A 15,807-nucleotide genomic window follows, 5' to 3' on the forward strand; every position below is an offset into this window, starting at 1 on the left:
CACCAAGCCGACTGCCGACCGCTGCCCGTCCGGGATGCCGTGCAGCGCCCGCCGCCGGTTTCGGATGACATGCCTTGCCTTCCGTCTCGCACCGGACCTTCCCGCTTCGCGATTCGCCAGCGACCGTTTACAGTGGAAGCCTCCATCGCCCTCCCAGCCAATCACCGCGCCGCTCGACGCGCAAGAGAGGTGTTTCATGAGTACGCATCCCGTGCAAGCCCCTTCCGGAAAAGCATCCACGCGCGCGGCGCGGTCGTCCGGAGCGGCCGGCACCGACCACTTCGACGCCATCGTCATCGGTGCCGGCCAGGCCGGGCCGCCGCTGGCCGGCCGACTGACGCAAGCCGGGCAGCGCGTCGCGGTGATCGAGCGCAAGGATTTCGGGGGGACTTGCGTCAACACCGGCTGCATGCCCACCAAGACGCTGGTCGCCAGCGCCTACGCCGCCCATCTGGCCCGCCGCTCCGCGGACTTCGGCGTCGCCTTGCAAGGAGGCGTCGGCATCGATGCCAAGCGGCTGAAGGCCCGCAAGGACGAAGTGGTCCTGCGCGCCCGCGGCAACGTCGAAAAATGGCTGCGGGGCATGGACAACTGCACGGTGCTCAAAGGCCATGCCCGTTTCGTCGGCCCCCATGAAATCGATGTGAACGGGCATCGAATTTCGGCCGACCGCATCTACATCAACGTCGGCGGGCGCGCCAACATTCCCGACATGCCCGGCGTGGGCGACGTTCCCCTGCTGACGAACACCAGCCTGCTGGACCTGGACATCGTGCCCCGGCACATGGTGGTGATCGGCGGCAGCTATATCGGCCTGGAGTTCGCCCAGATGTATCGCCGCTTCGGCGCCGACGTCACCGTCGTCGAAAAAGGCCCGCGCCTGATTTCACGGGAAGATCCGGATGTCTCCGATGCCATCCTGAAGATCCTGGAAAAGGAAGGCATACGCGTGCATCTGAACGCCGAATGCATACGCTTCGAAGCGCATCCCGACGGCGCCGCGGTAGGCGTATCCTGCGACCAGGATCCGGGACCCATCATCGGTTCGCACGTGCTGATGGCGGTGGGACGCCGGCCCAACACGGAAGACCTGGGGCTGGACGCGGCCGGGGTGAAGACCGACGAACGCGGCTATATCGTGGTCGACGATGCATTGCGCACCAGCGTCCCGCATATCTGGGCCATGGGCGACTGCAACGGACGCGGCGCCTTCACGCATACGTCGTACAACGATTTCGAGATCGTCGCGGCAAACCTGCTGGACGACGACCCGCGCCGCGTCAGCGACCGCCTGCCCTGCTATGCGCTGTACATCGATCCGCCGCTGGGCCGCGTCGGCATGACGGAAGCCGCCGTGCGCGCCACGGGCAAGCCCGCGCTGGTCGGCATCCGGCCCATGACGCGCGTCGGACGCGCCGTCGAGAAAGGCGAAACCGACGGCTTCATGAAAGTGGTGATCGACGCGGAAAGCAAGGCCATCCTGGGCGCCGCGATCCTGGGCACCGGCGGCGACGAAGCCATCCATGGAATACTGGACGTGATGTCCAGCAAAGCGCCGTATACGACACTGCAACGCACCGTGCATATTCATCCGACGGTGTCGGAACTGATACCCACGGTGCTGGGCGAGCTGAAACCGCTGGACTGAATTGAAGGAACGGGGTGCCTGGGCCCCCCGGGGCGAGGCCGGCAATCGAGCCGAGGACAACGCCGGTTCCTTATCCAGGGCGGCGAGAATTTGCGCGACGCTGTCGACCCAGCTCCGTCGTCAATCCACCGTCGCGCCCGAGGCCTTCACCGCCTTGCCCCACACCCCGATTTCCTTGACCACGTAGGTGTGGAATTCGGCCGGGCTCATATGCATGGCCTCTACGCCCAGCCCGGCAAGCTGCTGCTTGACGTCGGGCGCATCCAGAATGGCCTGCACTTCCCGGTTCATGCGCTGGGTGATCGCGGGCGGGATCCCCGCCGGGCCGAGCAGCCCATACCAGGGCTGCGCGTCGACGCCCTTGATGCCGGCTTCCGCCAACGTCGGGACGTCGGGCAAGGCCGCCGAACGCTGGGCGCCGGTCACCGCCAGTACCTTCAGGTTGCCGGCCTTGACCTGCGGCATGATGACCAGCGGGTTCTCGAATGCCAGCGGCACCTGTCCGCCAACCAGGTCGGTCAGCAAGGGACCGGATCCCTTGTACGGGATGTGACGGAGTCTGGTGCCCGCGGCGGTATTGAACATTTCGCCGATGATGTGCTGCGGCGTGCCGGAACCGGCCGAGCCGAACACCAGGTCGCCCGTCTTGCCCTTGGCGATGATGTCCTGAATGGAGTTCAAACCGGATTTGGCGTTGACGGCCACGACGAAGCTGGTGCGGGCCAGCGGCACGACTTCCGTGAAGTCCTTCGCGGGATCGTAGGGCAGCTTCTTGTACAGCGTGCCGGCGATCACGATGGGACCGCTGGCGGCCAGCAGGAAGGTGTAGCCGTCCGGCTTCGCCTTGGCCACGTAGGCCGTGCCGATATTGCCGCCCGCGCCGGCCCGGTTCTCGACGATGACGTTCTGGCCCAGCTTGTCGTGCAGGCGGGTGGCGAGCAAGCGCGCGAGTACGTCCGTGGTGCCGCCGGGCGCGTACGGCGACACCAGCGTGATGGCCTTGTCCGGCCAGGCGTCCGCGGAACGGGCGGAAGACGCGGCGGTCACTGCCGCGACGGCAAATAGCGCGGCGAAGCAACGGTTCAAAGCACGGCTCATGAATTTGTCTCCTGGGATTTTGTAATCATGCGATCACGCCGATACCGTTCGGATCGAAGTGTCGAACCCGCAGGATAAGCCATGCCCGCCGCTCGCGGACCGGTCGGGACGTCCATGTTTTCCCGGACGAACGCGTACATGCGGGACGACTTTGAACGAAGGTCGAGCCAAACCCGCCACATTTCGCGCCGCAGGCTGACGGGAAGCTGATCGGCCGGCGCTGCGGCGGAACAATCAAGCCGTCGACGAGCGCGACGGCCGGCGTCCGCGCCAGCGCCGCGTCAGCCCTGGCGCCTGGCGCGTCTCACGCGCACGGCGCGGTTATACAGCGCGCCCAACGCCATCAGCAGGCTGGTACCGAGGAACACCGAGCGCATGCCGAAATGGCCGCCGGCGAAACCCCCGGCCAACGGGCCGACGACCTGCCCCACGTACTGCGCCGACGTCGAATAGCCCAGCATGCCGCCCGCCACGCGTTCAGGCACGTTGTGGCGAATGACCGTGGCGATACAGGGCAGCAGGCCGCCCAGCGACAAGCCCATCAGGAAACGCAGCACGACCAGTTGCCAGCTCGCGGTGATGAAGGCCTGGGGAATCAGCAGCACGGCCGACACCAGCAGACAGCCGATGATCACGTTCCAATGGCCCACGCGATCCGCAAGCCGCCCCAGGCGCGATGCGGACAGGATGCTGCCCAGCGCCGTGGCCGACATCACCAGCCCCGCAACCATGGTGACGTTGCGCGCTTCGGCGAACTGCGCCACATAGACCGTGATGATGGGCTCGATCGACATATTCGCCAGCATCAGCAGCGCACCGGTGCATAGCATCGCCAGCAAGGGTCCCTTATCGGGTACCGCCGCCAGTCCTCCCTTGGGCTTGTCGGCGGACTTGCCCGGTTTCGGACGGCGCTCTTCCTTGATCAGGAAACTCGTCACGAGGAAAGCCACGAAGATCAGCGCGCCCGATGCCAGGAAGGTCGCGCGTATGCCGATCAGCGGCGGCAGGACGCCGCCGATCAGGGGCCCGGCCAGGTTGCCCGCCATGATGCCGGAGGACAGCACGCCCAGCGCCCAGCCCGTGCGGTGCCTGGGCGTTTGCGTGGCGACCAATACCATGGACCCGGACGCATAGCCGCCCAGCAGGCCCGCCAGCAACCGCAGCCCCACCAATTGGTAGACGTTTTCGGCCATGCCGATCAGCGACATGGCGATAGACATGCCCAGGCTGGCGCGGATCAGCATCAGCTTGCGGCCGTAGCGGTCCGCCAGCCTGCCCCACAGCGGCGCGGTCAAGGCCGCCGTAAAAAAAGTCGCGCCGAAGGCCACCCCGGACCACTGCACGATGGCCGCGTGCTCCTTCACGCCCAATTGTTCGACGTACAGCGGCAGGAAAGGCAGCAGCAGCGTCATCCCGATGATGGTGGTGAACGAACCGAACACGCATACGGCGAGGTTGCGCGCCCAATGCGTGGAGCCCTGTTCCAGGATCGCGGTATCGGCGTGGGCGGGCGTGGCGCTGGAGGTAGTCATGATCGGGGACACACTGCTCGATGAAGGGCCGCGGGCAAGAGCTGCGTACTATACGGCCGCCGAAAACCCGCTACCAGCCGATAGCCCGTACCCGGATGGACGGCACTGGGATGGCGGATACTGGAATGGATAACACCAGGATGATGCCGCGGTTGCCGCGGTCGCCGCGCGCGCCTGCCGTCCCCGCCGCCGGCCGCGCCAAGGCGATTTCCCTTATGTCTCGAAAGAGGCACAATCCCGCCCAGGGGATCGTTTACCGCAAACGGGTGCGGCCGGCCCGGCAGGACAAGCAACGCAGGGACGCCAAGCGCGGGCTACGACAAACCGCGACACGCAGCGAACCTGCCCAGGCTGCCGGCACGCCCGCATAAAGAAAAGACAGAGAGACGATCATGAAACACGCATTGCCGCGCTACGGCGCTTGCCTCGCCCTGGCCTTGTCGGCCTGCCTGTCGGGAGGGCCGGCCACCGCCGCGGACTGGCCCGACCATCCCATTACCTTCGTCGCGCCCTTCAGTCCCGGCGGCGGTATCGACCTGGCCGCGCGCCTGGTCGCCAAGGCGGTCAGCGAGCAGCTGCACCAGCCGGTCATCGTCGAAAACCGGCCCGGCGCGGGCGGCGCCATCGGCGCGGCCCACGTCGCGCACAGCACGCCGGATGGGTACACCTTCCTGGTAGGCGGCAACAGCGTCATCACCAATAGCCTGATCCGGCCCAACCAGCCTTACAAGGACGAAGAGCTCACGCCCGTTGTGCTGATGACGGTCACCCCGTCGGTCATCGTGACCAGCGCGGCCAACCCGGCCAACGACCTGAAGGAATTCCTGGCCAACGCCAAAAAGAACCATAAGGGCCGCGTCACGTTTTCGACGGCCGGCAATGGCAGCGCGCCGCAGTTCGTCGCGGAAATGCTGCGCGAAGCCACCGGGCTGGACGTCGAACCGATCACCTACAAGAGCGGCGGCGAAGGTGTCACGGCCGTGGTGGCCGGACAAGTGGACGCGACCTCGGAGGCCAGTGTCGCCACCCTGCCCCTGATCAAAGGCGGCAAGCTCAAGGCGCTGGCGATCACCGGCGACAAGCGCATGGCCAGCGCGCCCGATATCCCGACCACGGCGGAAGAAGGCCTTCCCACCCTGCGTATCGTGCACTGGGCGGGCCTACTGGCGCCCACCGGTACGCCGGCGGCCATCCTGGACAGGATGAACGCCGCGGTCAACGCCGCATTGAAAACACCGGAAGTGCGGCAGGCATTGGAGCGCAGCAGCCAGGACGCGGGCGGCGGCACGCGCGCGTCGTTCGCGACGTTCACCAAGGACGAACGCGCCCGCCTGGGGCAGATCGTCAAGACCGGCCATATGCAGGCGGATTGACCTCGACCCCGCGGCGCAGGATGCGCGCGGGCAGATGCATGCCGTGGCTGTAGCACAGCTCGGCAAGCGCGGGCACCTGCCAGAAAACCAGGTCCGCCCATTTGCCCGGCGCCAGGCTGCCCGCCTCATCCTGCAGGCCGAGCGCGCGCGCCGCGGCATGCGTGACGCCGTTCAGCGCCTCGGCCGGCGTCAGCCGGAATAGCGTGCACGCCATGTTCAGCATCAAAAGCAGGGATGCGAAAGGCGACGTGCCGGGGTTGCAATCGGTGGCCACGGCGATGGGTACGCCGTGCCGGCGCAGCAGATCCACCGGCGGCACCCGCGTGTCGCGCAGGAAATAAAAGGCACCGGGCAGCAGCACGGCGACCGTGCCGGCCGCCGCCATGGCGCGCGCGCCCGCTTCATCCAGATGTTCGAGGTGGTCGGCCGACAATGCGCGGTAGCGCGCGCCCAGCGCCGCCGCGCCGCACAGGTTCAACTGTTCGGCATGTACCTTTACGGGCAGGCCCAGCGCGGCGGCGGCACGGTAGACGCGCTCGGCTTGCGCGGCATCGAACCCGATGCTTTCGTGGAAGACGTCGACGGCGTCGGCCAGGCCCTGGCGTGCGGCCTCGGGCAGTACCTCGCTGCAGACGAATTCGATGTAGTCGTCGGGGCGGCCGGCGTATTCGGGTGGCAGCGCATGGGCACCCAGGAAGGTGGTGCGCACCGTGACGGGCAGCGCATCCCCCAACGCGCGCGCGGCGCGCAGCATGGCCAGCTCCGTGTCGCGATCCAGTCCATAGCCTGACTTGATTTCCACCGTGGTGACGCCTTCGCGCAGCAGCGCGCGCAGACGCGGCAGCGCCTGCGCGACCAGCCCCGCCTGTGCCGCCTCGCGCGTGGCCCGGACGGTGGACACGATGCCGCCGCCCGCGCGCGCGATGTCCTCGTAGGAAGCCCCGTTCAGGCGCATCTCGAACTCCGTGGCGCGCGATCCGGCGTAGACCAGATGGGTATGGCAGTCGATCAGCCCGGGCATGACCCAGGCACCCTCGGCGTCGATCACCCGGGCCGGCCGCCCTCGGCCGTCGCACGAGGCAGCGTCAGGCGCTTGCGCCGCCCGGCCTATCCAGACGATGCGGCCGCCCCGCACCGCAATCGCATCCGCGTCGTCGGCAACGCCGTACGGCGTGCCCGCGGCGGGATCGAAGGTGGCGATCCGGGCGTTCACGATCAGGGCATCGGCGTCCCGCAATTCATCGTCCATGGCAGCGCGTCCATCCGTTGGCGTTCGGGTTCGTACCCGGGTTTTCCATAGCCGCATCGTACTTGCCTATACTTGTATATTCAAGCTAGAGTTTGCCCCATGTTCCCTCTGCCCGCCATGCGGGTTTCACCAGGACACCATGCCCACCGCTGCCCGCGAATTGCCGCTTCCTCCCTACGCCAGGATCAAGCAACACATCGTCGACCAGATCGAGGCCGGCCACTGGACGGTGAACGACCAGGTCCCGTCGGAAAACCAGCTGGCCGCGCAGTTCGACGTATCGCGCATGACGGCGCGCCGCGCGATCCTGGAGCTGGCCCAGGACGGCATCCTGGTGCGCAGCCAGGGGCTGGGCACCTTCGTGGCGGAACAGAAGCCCGCCCTGCCGGTCCTGGAAGTCCGCAACATCGCAGAGGAAATCGCCCAGCGCGGCCACCGCTACTCGAACCGCGTGCTGCAGCTCGAACGCATCACCGCGCCGGAAGGCATCGCCACCGCGCTGGCCCTGTCGATCGACAAGTCGGTCTATCACTCCTTGATCCTGCACCTGGACAACGACGTGCCGGTGCAGCTGGAAGACCGCTACGTCAACCCGCGCGTGGCGCCGGACTACATCGAACAGGACTTCAGCCGCGAAACCCCGAATGCCTACCTGAGCCGCGTCGCCCCGCTGACGGCCGTCGAACACACCATCGAAGCGATCCTGCCCGATGCGCGCGTGGCGGGCTGGCTCGAACTGAAAACCCCGCAGGCCTGCCTGCAGGTGCTGCGCCGCACCTGGTCCGGCGAGGATGTCGTTACCTTCGCCCGCCTGATCCATCCCGGGGACCGCTACCGCCTGACGGGACACGCCGTCATGTCCACGCGCCCCGCCCCCGCCAAGATTCCCGGAGACCAAGCATCATGACCTCGACCCCCACCTCCCGCCTGGACCCGTCGCGTTCGATCCGCGCGCCGCGCGGCACCGCGCTGACCTGCAAGAACTGGCTGATCGAAGCCGCCTACCGCATGATCCAGAACAATCTGGACGCGGAAGTCGCCGAACACCCGGAGCAATTGGTGGTGTATGGCGGCATCGGCCGCGCCGCGCGCGACTGGCCCTCTTACGATCGGATCCTGGAAGTCCTGCGCCGCCTGCAGCCGGACGAGACGCTGCTGATCCAGTCCGGCAAGCCGGTCGGCGTCTTCAGGACGCATGCCGACGCGCCGCGCGTGCTGCTGGCCAACTCCAACCTGGTGCCGCATTGGGCCACCTGGGAACACTTCCATGAACTGGACCGCAAGGGCCTGATGATGTACGGCCAGATGACGGCCGGCAGCTGGATCTATATCGGTTCCCAGGGCATCGTGCAGGGCACGTACGAAACGTTCTATGCCGTGGCCAACCGGCATTTCAATGGCGACCCCAAGGGACGCTGGATCCTGACCGCCGGCCTGGGCGGCATGGGCGGCGCGCAGCCGTTGGCCGCCACGATGGCCGGGTTCAGCATGATCGCGGTGGAATGCGACGAATCGCGCATCGATTTCCGCCTGCGCACCCGCTACATCGACGTCAAGGCGAAAACCCTGGACGAAGCGCTGGGCCTGCTGGAAGACGCACGCCAGAAGGGTCGCGCGCTGTCGATCGGCCTGCTCGGCAATGCCGCCGACGTGCTGGCGGAGATGGTCCGGCGCGGCATCACGCCGGATTGCGTGACCGACCAGACCTCGGCCCACGATCCCCTTAACGGCTACCTGCCGCAAGGCTGGACCATGGAGGAATGGCAGGCCCGCCGCACGGCCGAACCCGAAGCCGTGGTGCGCGCCGCCAAGCAGTCCATGGCCGGCCACGTCCGCGCCATGCTGACCCTGCAGGAGCGCGGCGCCGCGACGCTGGACTACGGCAACAATATCCGCCAGATGGCCCTGGAGATGGGCGTCGGGAACGCCTTCGATTTCCCGGGTTTCGTGCCCGCCTACATCCGGCCGCTCTTCTGCGAAGGCATCGGCCCGTTCCGCTGGGTGGCGCTGTCCGGCGACCCGGAGGACATCTACAAGACCGACGCCAAGGTCAAGGAATTGATTCCGCACGACAAGCACCTGCACAACTGGCTGGACATGGCGCGCGAGCGCATCGCCTTCCAGGGCCTGCCGGCGCGCATTTGCTGGGTCGGCGTGCGCGACCGCGCGCGCCTGGGCCTGGCCTTCAACGAGATGGTCCGCACGGGCGAGCTGAGCGCGCCCATCGTGATCGGCCGCGATCACCTGGATTCGGGATCGGTCGCCAGCCCGAACCGCGAGACCGAATCCATGCGCGACGGTTCGGACGCGGTCTCGGACTGGCCGCTGCTCAATGCCCTGCTCAACACCGCGGGCGGCGCGACCTGGGTATCGCTGCACCACGGCGGCGGCGTCGGCATGGGGTTCTCGCAGCACGCGGGCGTGGTCATCGTCTGCGACGGCACCGAAGAAGCCGCGCGCCGCATCGGCCGCGTCCTGCATAACGACCCGGCCACCGGCGTCATGCGGCACGCGGATGCGGGCTATGACGAAGCGATCGCCTGCGCGCGCGACGCCGGGCTGGACCTGCCCATGCTGGGACGCTGACCGCGCGGGCTGCCGCCCGATCGCGGCCGCACGGCCCGCGCGGCGACCGTCGCGCATCCGGTGCGGCGGGCGGTCGGCTACCGGCGGACGACATCTTCACGCCGCTCCTTGCCGGAGCGGCACAACGCAGCAGTAGACACACATACAAGGGGAATACCATGAAATTGTCTCTGACCCTGCGCCTGGCGGCGGCCGCCGCGGGCGCCCTCGTCGCGGCGGCATCCGCCACCGTGCACGCCGCCGACGCGGCCTATCCATCCAAGCCCGTCACGATCATCGTGCCTTTCGGCGCCGGTGGCGTGGCCGACGCGATTCCGCGCATCGTCGGACAGAAGCTGAACGAGATGTGGGGCGTACCGGTCATCATCGAGAACCGCCCTGGCGCCTCCGGCAACCTGGGCATGGGACAGGTGGCGCGGGCCGCGCCCGACGGCTACACGCTGGGCCTGGCGCCGGCCGGCAACCTGACCGTCAACCCCCTGCTCTATACGAACCTGAACTTCGATACGGCGCACGCCTTCGCCCCGATCACCCTGCTGGCGACCTCGCCCAATATCCTGGTGGTCAACCCCGCCATGCCGGCCAAGGACTTCAAGTCTTTCATCGCCTACGCCAAGGAAAGGCCGGGCAAGCTGAACTTTGCCTCCCCGGGCGCGGGCAGCGGCGCGCATCTGGCCGGCGAGCTGCTTAACCAATCCGCCGGCATCAACACCATGCACATCCCCTACAACGGCATGGCGCCGGCGGTCACCGACGTCGTCGCCGGCAACGTCGACATGATGTTCGCGGGCGTCTCCAGCGTGCTGCCCTTCATCCGCGGCGGCAAACTGCGCGCGCTGGCCATTGCCGGCCCGCAGCGCCTGCCGCAATTGCCGGATGTTCCCACCGTCGCCGAAAGCGGCTATCCGGGCTTCGATGTGACGTCGTGGTACGGACTGGTCGCGCCGGCCAAGACCCCGCCCGCCGTCCTGGAGAAGCTGCAGCGCGACATCGCCACCGTGCTGAAGGATCCCGCCGTGCGCAAGAAATTCGAAGACCAGGGCGTGGATCCCGCCAACACCACCACCCCAGAATTCGCCGCCATGATCCAGAACGAATCCCGCAAATGGGCGGAGATCGTCAAGACGGCCGGCATCAAGCCTATCCAATGAGCCTGGAGACATCATGCAGTCCATCGACATTACCTATCTGAACGGGCCGGACGTCAAAGCCCTGGACATCACCGACGCGGAGATCCTGGCCGCGGTGGAAGGCGCCCTGCGCGCGCAGGGCCAGGGCAAGACCGTGATCGAGCCGCGCGTGCACCTGATCCCGGAATCCTCGGACAAGGGACATTTCAATGTGCTGCGCGGCTATATCGAACCGCTGCACGTGGCCGGGGTGAAGGTCGTCAGCGACTTCGTCGATAACTACAAGGTCGGCCTGCCGTCGGAAATGGCGCTGCTGAACCTGTTCGATCCGGTCACCGGCAAGCCGCTGGCCATCGTCGATGCGACGGCCATCACCGATATGCGCACCGGCGCGGTCACCGCGCTGGGCGCCAGGCACCTGGCCCGCCGCGGCAGCAAGGTGCTGGGGCACATCGGCGCGCGCGGCACGTCGTACTGGAACGTGCGCCTGCTGGACAGCCTTTTCGACTTCGACGAGATCCGCGTCCATTCGCGCCGCCCGGAAAGCCGCCAGGCCTTCGGCGACCGCCTGTCGCGCGACCTGGGCAAGCCGGTGAAGGTAGTGGACGATTGGGAATCCTGCGTGCGCGACGCCGATATCGTGGTCGAAGCCTCGCGCCTGCCGGAGCCCACGCCGCTGCTGAAGACGGAATGGATCAAGCCGGGCGCGCTGGTCATGCCTTACGGCACCATGAGCGCCGTCGAACTGTCGCTGACCGACATCATGAGCAAGGTGGTGGTCGACGACTGGGGCCAGTGCCGCAAGGGCCTGCCCTTCGGCGCGCTGCGCGCGCACGTGGACAGCGACCGCATCACCCAGGAAAACCTGCACGCGGAAATCGGCCAGATCGTCGCCGGCCTGAAGCCCGGTCGCGAGCGCGAAGACGAAACCATCCTGTTCTGGCATCGCGGCCTGTCCACCACGGATATCGCCCTGGGCCAGGCCATGCTGGACAAGGCACGCCGCATGGGTATCGGCCAAACCCTGAAGTTCGCCTGATCGCCATGCCGGCCGCGCCGCTGATCGCCTCTACCCGGATGTATGACGTCGCGCCGGCCGCACGCGCCGCCTGGCACGCGCTGCTGCGCGAGGCGCACCGGCGCGCCGGCCTGCAGATCGCGTTCGTCGAGCATGGCTGGCCCACGCCGATCGGCGAGCTGTGGACACGTCCCGGGCTATGCGGCGCCTTTATGTGCGGCTGGCCTTACGCGCAGGCGCGGCGCGCGGGGCAAGCCTACACCCCCATTGCCGCAGTGGCGCCCGACTGGCCCGCCTACGGCGGCCAGGCCCGCTATCGCAGCGAGTTCCTGGTGCGCGACGATGCGGGATGGTCGCGCCTGGAGGACGCTTTGGGCAGCCGCTACGGCTGGATGGTGCGCGACTCGCAATCGGGATGGAATGCCCCCCGCCGGATGCTGGCATCGCTGGTGCGCGAACGCGGCGGATCGCTCTTCCGGGAAAGCAAGGGCCCCTACGGCAACCCCCGCGGCCTGTTGCAGGCATTGCGGGAGAACGACATCGATATCACCGCGGTGGACGGCTGGTACCTGGATCTGCTGCGCGCCCACGATCCCTCCGTCCTGCAGGGGCTATGCACGGTCGCCTGCACGCCATGGACGCCGAATCCGCTGCTGGTCAGCGGCCCCGACGTCGATGCCGATGTGTCCGCGCGGCTGTCGGGCGCGCTGCTCGCGATGCACCAGGATACGTCGGGCGCACGGCTGCTGCATGACGCGCACGTCGCCCGGTTCCTGCCCGTGGACCCGCGCGGCTATGACGTCCTGCTGGATGATGGCGAAGCCGGCCATTACCCGGAAATCGCGTAGACGCGCCGGAGCGCCCTCCGCCAGGCAGCGACGATGATCCGGATGACAACCGCGTGAAAAAAAATGGCCGCCCTGGATCGGGCGGCCATACCTTCGCGTAGGAGTCAAAGCTGTCACCCGGTTCGCTCGCGCGAGCCAACGGGATACGCTTCTTCTTGGTATCGGCGTTATCCGTGGATAACGTTGCGGTGGTCCCCTAGATAACGTGGAACAACCACAGCAGGATGATGACCGGGATGGGGATCCCCAACAGCCATAGCAGAATGCCGCGCATGGCGCTCTCCTTTCTCGGTTGCCCGCTACGTATGGCGGGCTTCGGGCTACCCTCAAGCAAGGGGCGTGCCCGGACTGGAGAACGATGGCGCCAGCCGCCGCTGGCATCGGCGGCAACGGCGGCGGCACATGCCTGGCAGCCCCGGCGCGCTCGCGCCGGGCCGTGATCCCATCGGGGCGGCAATCCGCCTTATAGCGGGCGGATCGCCAGGTCCCCGCGGTAGACCGTGTTCGCCAGGGTCTCGGCGTGCGCGCGGTGCGGGTCCGGCTCGGGCGTCAGGTTCAGCGACAACGTATGCTCGGCCAACTGCTGGCAGGTCATGAAGCGCACATCGCCCAGCTGCTTCAATTCCGTCAACAGGGTATCGAGCACCGCGATGCGGGCCGCCCGAGTCGAACCGAAATCGCCACGCAAATTCAGGGTGATGGGAATCAGCGTGCCTTCCGCATGCATCGCCGCGATCTCGTCGCGCCAGATCGTCTGCAGGCGCGCATGCGTGTGGCGGGCGGAATAGACCGGAGCGTCTTCCAGCGCGAATGTCGAAGGCAGCTCGACCACTTTCTTGTCGCCCGCCAGGCCGAACACATACGGATAATCGGCATCCTGGAAGCTGGCGTCGTAAATGAACCCCAGGTCGGCCAGGTGATCCAGCGTCCTGGACGACAGCTCTCCGCCCGGCGCGCGAAAGCCCTGCGGCGCCACACCGGCGATGTCCGCCAGGATATCGCGCGACGCCTTCAGTACCTGCGTTTCCTTATCGCCCAGGGTGGCGAAGTTCTCCAGGTCCACGCCGCGCGCCGCGATCTCGTGCCCATGGGCCACCAGTTCGCGGATCAGCTCCGGATGCCGGCGCGCGTCCATGCCGGGGACGAAGAAAGTCGCCGGCACGCCGTGTTTGGCGAACAGCTCGACCATGCGCGGAAAGCCGGCGCGCACGGCATAACGGCCATAGGAATAGCGGCCGAACATGCGTTCGGTGGGGACTTCCTTCAGATCGAAGGATTCCGCGTCGAAATTCACGGTCAGCAGGACCACCGCGCGGGCACCATGGGGCCAGGTATACGTGCTCATGCGAACGACACCTCTTCGAGATTGTTGCTATTGTCCCGGCACCATTGCGCGAACGTCCGCGACTCCATGAATTGCACGCCATCGTGCGTCTTCATGTAGGCGATCAGGTCGGACAGGGCCTTGGTGCGCGACGGCGTACCGGAGCCCCAGCCCGCGCGCGGATGCAGCGACATGACGAAGAACCGGTCATTGCGGTAGATGGCGTCGAATTCCGACTTCCATTGCGCCAGGACTTCCGACGGCGGCGTATAGCTGAACTTGTAGAACGGGAAGTCGTCCAGGCTGTAGGTATTGTTCGGCAACTCCACGATGACGTCGTCCTGGCCCTTGCCGAAACGCAGGCGGTAGGGCCGGTCGTAGTCCTTGTCGCTGGAGTCGTAGATGTAGCCCAGCGACTTCAGCACCTTCATCGTCTTGTCGCTCTTGCGCCCCGAAGGCGAACGCCAGCCAAGAACGGGCTTCTTGATGATGTCGCGCAGGATGCCGTCCGTCTTGCGCAACAGGGCTTCTTCTTCCTCGGCCTTCAGCTCCCAGGCCTCGTGCAGGTAGCCGTGCGCGGCGACCTCGAAGCCGTTGCGATCGATATCCTCGATCGTCGTGGGATGACGCTCGGCGTCATAGCCCGGGACGAAGAACGTGCCCTTGATGTTATGGCGGTCCAGCATCTCCATATGCCGCGGCACGCCGCAGCGGGCGGAGTAATTGCCCCAGGAGTGCTTGCCCAGCGGGGCGATGCCGCGCCCGACTTCGTGGCTGGGGCCGTCGAAGTCGATGCCGATCAGCACGACGCAGCGCATCGCTTCCGGAAATGTCGTTTGCCTCATCCTTGATCCTCGATGATCGGTTGTCGATTGCAGCGGTGATCCGGACCGGCCATCGCCGTGGCGATCGCCGGTCCGGTCCATGGCAATCAATCCAGCTTGATGTTCGATTCGCGCACCACCGTGCCCCACTTCTGGCGTTCGCTATCCAGGAACCTGGAGAACTCCGCGGGCGGCATGTAGGCGATATCGAAAGAGCGGGCGCGCATGGTGGCCTGGAAATCCGGCGATGCGTAGACTTTCTCGATGGCCTTGTACAGCGTATCCACCGTCGACTGCGGCATGCCCGCCGGCCCGAACAGGCCTACCCAGCCCACCGCGCTGAAACCAGGATAGCCCGATTCCGCGATGGTCGGGACCTCCGGCAGCACCGCATTGCGCTTGAGCGCCGTCGTGGCGATGGGCCGCAACTTGCCCGCCTTGATGTTGCCGATCTGCGTGCCCACCAGGTCCAGCATATAGTCCAGGCGGCCGGCCAACAGGTCCGTCGTGGCCTGGCCCGCGCCGTTGTACGGCACGCCGCTGGCCTTGATGCCGGCGTCGCGGTTGAACTTCTCCACGGCCAGGTGAGCCGAGCTGCCCACGGTCGTCACGCCGTAATTGAGTTTGCCCGGGTTGGCCTTGGCCGTATCCACCAGCTCTTTCAAGGTGTGGATCCTGGAAGACTCCGGCACGACCACGACATTGTCGAACGTCGCCAGCACCGTGATCGGCGTGAAGTCCTTGACCGGGTCGTACGGCAGCTTGGAATACAGGAACTGGTTCGCGCCGTGCGTGCCGGTCGATCCCACCAGCAAGGTATAGCCGTCCGGCTTGGCCTGGCCCACGAAGGCCGCGCCGATACCGCCGCCCGCGCCCGGCCGGTTCTCTACCACGATCGTCTGGCCCAGTACCTTGCCGACCTCCTGCGCGACGATACGCGCCTGGATGTCCGTGCCGCCGCCCGCGGCGAAGGGGACGATCAGGCGGATCGGGTGCGAAGGATACTTATCGCCTTCCTGGGCGGACGCGCTCCCCGGTACGGCGATGGCGACGCCGGCCGCCGCGACCGCCAGGGCCGCCGCGATGCGGGCGACAATGCCGCGGCGCGGCTGGGCGATTCTAAATACTTGGTTCATGGATAGTTCCCCTGTGATGTTCTGAAAAACTCGTTTCGTAC

At 66.9% G+C, this 15,807-nt stretch carries 13 protein-coding genes; 7 read left to right on the forward strand and 6 right to left on the reverse strand.

The window, feature by feature from the left end; all coding sequences use genetic code 11:
• Window positions 1–196 precede the first annotated feature (196 nt).
• A complete protein-coding gene (locus tag CAL28_RS17000) occupies window positions 197–1,648 on the forward strand; it encodes an FAD-containing oxidoreductase (protein WP_094842470.1) in 1,452 nt (483 codons plus the stop codon).
• A gap of 120 nt (window positions 1,649–1,768) precedes the next feature.
• Here the strand turns inward: CAL28_RS17000 and CAL28_RS17005 are convergent, their stop codons facing one another.
• Window positions 1,769–2,746 (reverse strand): Bug family tripartite tricarboxylate transporter substrate binding protein, encoded by a 978-nt coding sequence (locus CAL28_RS17005; RefSeq protein ID WP_094842471.1) that lies wholly within the window; start codon window positions 2,744–2,746, stop codon window positions 1,769–1,771.
• A 281-nt stretch (window positions 2,747–3,027) separates the two neighbouring features.
• Window positions 3,028–4,278, reverse strand: coding sequence for an MFS transporter (locus CAL28_RS17010; protein ID WP_094842472.1), 1,251 nt, complete (start codon window positions 4,276–4,278; stop codon window positions 3,028–3,030).
• Window positions 4,279–4,670: 392 nt separating this feature from the next.
• Here CAL28_RS17010 and CAL28_RS17020 point away from each other — a divergent pair, with 392 nt between their 5' ends.
• A complete protein-coding gene (locus CAL28_RS17020) occupies window positions 4,671–5,651 on the forward strand; it encodes a Bug family tripartite tricarboxylate transporter substrate binding protein (RefSeq protein WP_094842474.1) in 981 nt (326 codons plus the stop codon).
• Here the strand turns inward: CAL28_RS17020 and hutI are convergent.
• Entirely contained in the window at window positions 5,623–6,900 is a 1,278-nt protein-coding gene (hutI, locus tag CAL28_RS17025) for an imidazolonepropionase (RefSeq protein WP_094842475.1), read from the reverse strand. The genes CAL28_RS17020 and hutI overlap by 29 nt on opposite strands.
• A 139-nt stretch (window positions 6,901–7,039) precedes the next feature.
• Between hutI and hutC the strand changes: the two genes are divergently transcribed.
• The 5 genes from hutC to CAL28_RS17050 all read left to right on the forward strand — a co-directional run bounded on the left by hutC (window position 7,040) and on the right by CAL28_RS17050 (window position 12,482).
• On the forward strand, window positions 7,040–7,807 hold the full coding sequence (gene hutC, locus CAL28_RS17030; protein WP_094842476.1) for a histidine utilization repressor: 768 nt from the start codon (window positions 7,040–7,042) through the stop codon (window positions 7,805–7,807).
• Entirely contained in the window at window positions 7,804–9,486 is a 1,683-nt protein-coding gene (hutU, locus tag CAL28_RS17035; RefSeq protein WP_094842477.1) for a urocanate hydratase, read from the forward strand. The genes hutC and hutU overlap by 4 nt, the downstream gene beginning before the upstream one ends.
• Window positions 9,487–9,644: 158 nt before the next feature.
• On the forward strand, window positions 9,645–10,637 hold the full coding sequence (locus tag CAL28_RS17040; RefSeq protein ID WP_094842478.1) for a Bug family tripartite tricarboxylate transporter substrate binding protein: 993 nt from the start codon (window positions 9,645–9,647) through the stop codon (window positions 10,635–10,637).
• Between the two features lie 13 nt (window positions 10,638–10,650).
• Window positions 10,651–11,655 carry an ornithine cyclodeaminase family protein gene (locus CAL28_RS17045; RefSeq protein WP_094842479.1) on the forward strand — a complete coding sequence of 335 codons (1,005 nt, stop codon included), beginning with the start codon at window positions 10,651–10,653 and terminating at the stop codon, window positions 11,653–11,655.
• A gap of 5 nt (window positions 11,656–11,660) precedes the next feature.
• On the forward strand, window positions 11,661–12,482 hold the full coding sequence (locus CAL28_RS17050; RefSeq protein ID WP_094842480.1) for a phosphate/phosphite/phosphonate ABC transporter substrate-binding protein: 822 nt from the start codon (window positions 11,661–11,663) through the stop codon (window positions 12,480–12,482).
• Window positions 12,483–12,945: 463 nt separating this feature from the next.
• On the opposite strand, the gene CAL28_RS17055 is transcribed toward CAL28_RS17050, so the two are convergent.
• From CAL28_RS17055 to CAL28_RS17065, 3 genes are all read right to left on the reverse strand, one after another.
• On the reverse strand, window positions 12,946–13,827 hold the full coding sequence (locus CAL28_RS17055; protein ID WP_094842481.1) for a polysaccharide deacetylase family protein: 882 nt from the start codon (window positions 13,825–13,827) through the stop codon (window positions 12,946–12,948).
• Window positions 13,824–14,651 (reverse strand): polysaccharide deacetylase family protein, encoded by an 828-nt coding sequence (locus CAL28_RS17060; protein WP_176464023.1) that lies wholly within the window; start codon window positions 14,649–14,651, stop codon window positions 13,824–13,826. The genes CAL28_RS17055 and CAL28_RS17060 overlap by 4 nt, the downstream gene beginning before the upstream one ends.
• 86 nt (window positions 14,652–14,737) lie before the next feature.
• Entirely contained in the window at window positions 14,738–15,766 is a 1,029-nt protein-coding gene (locus CAL28_RS17065) for a Bug family tripartite tricarboxylate transporter substrate binding protein (protein WP_176464024.1), read from the reverse strand.
• Between the last annotated feature and the right edge of the window lie 41 nt (window positions 15,767–15,807).

Source organism: Bordetella genomosp. 11, from assembly GCF_002261215.1.
Taxonomy (GTDB): Bacteria; Pseudomonadota; Gammaproteobacteria; order Burkholderiales; family Burkholderiaceae_B; genus Bordetella_C.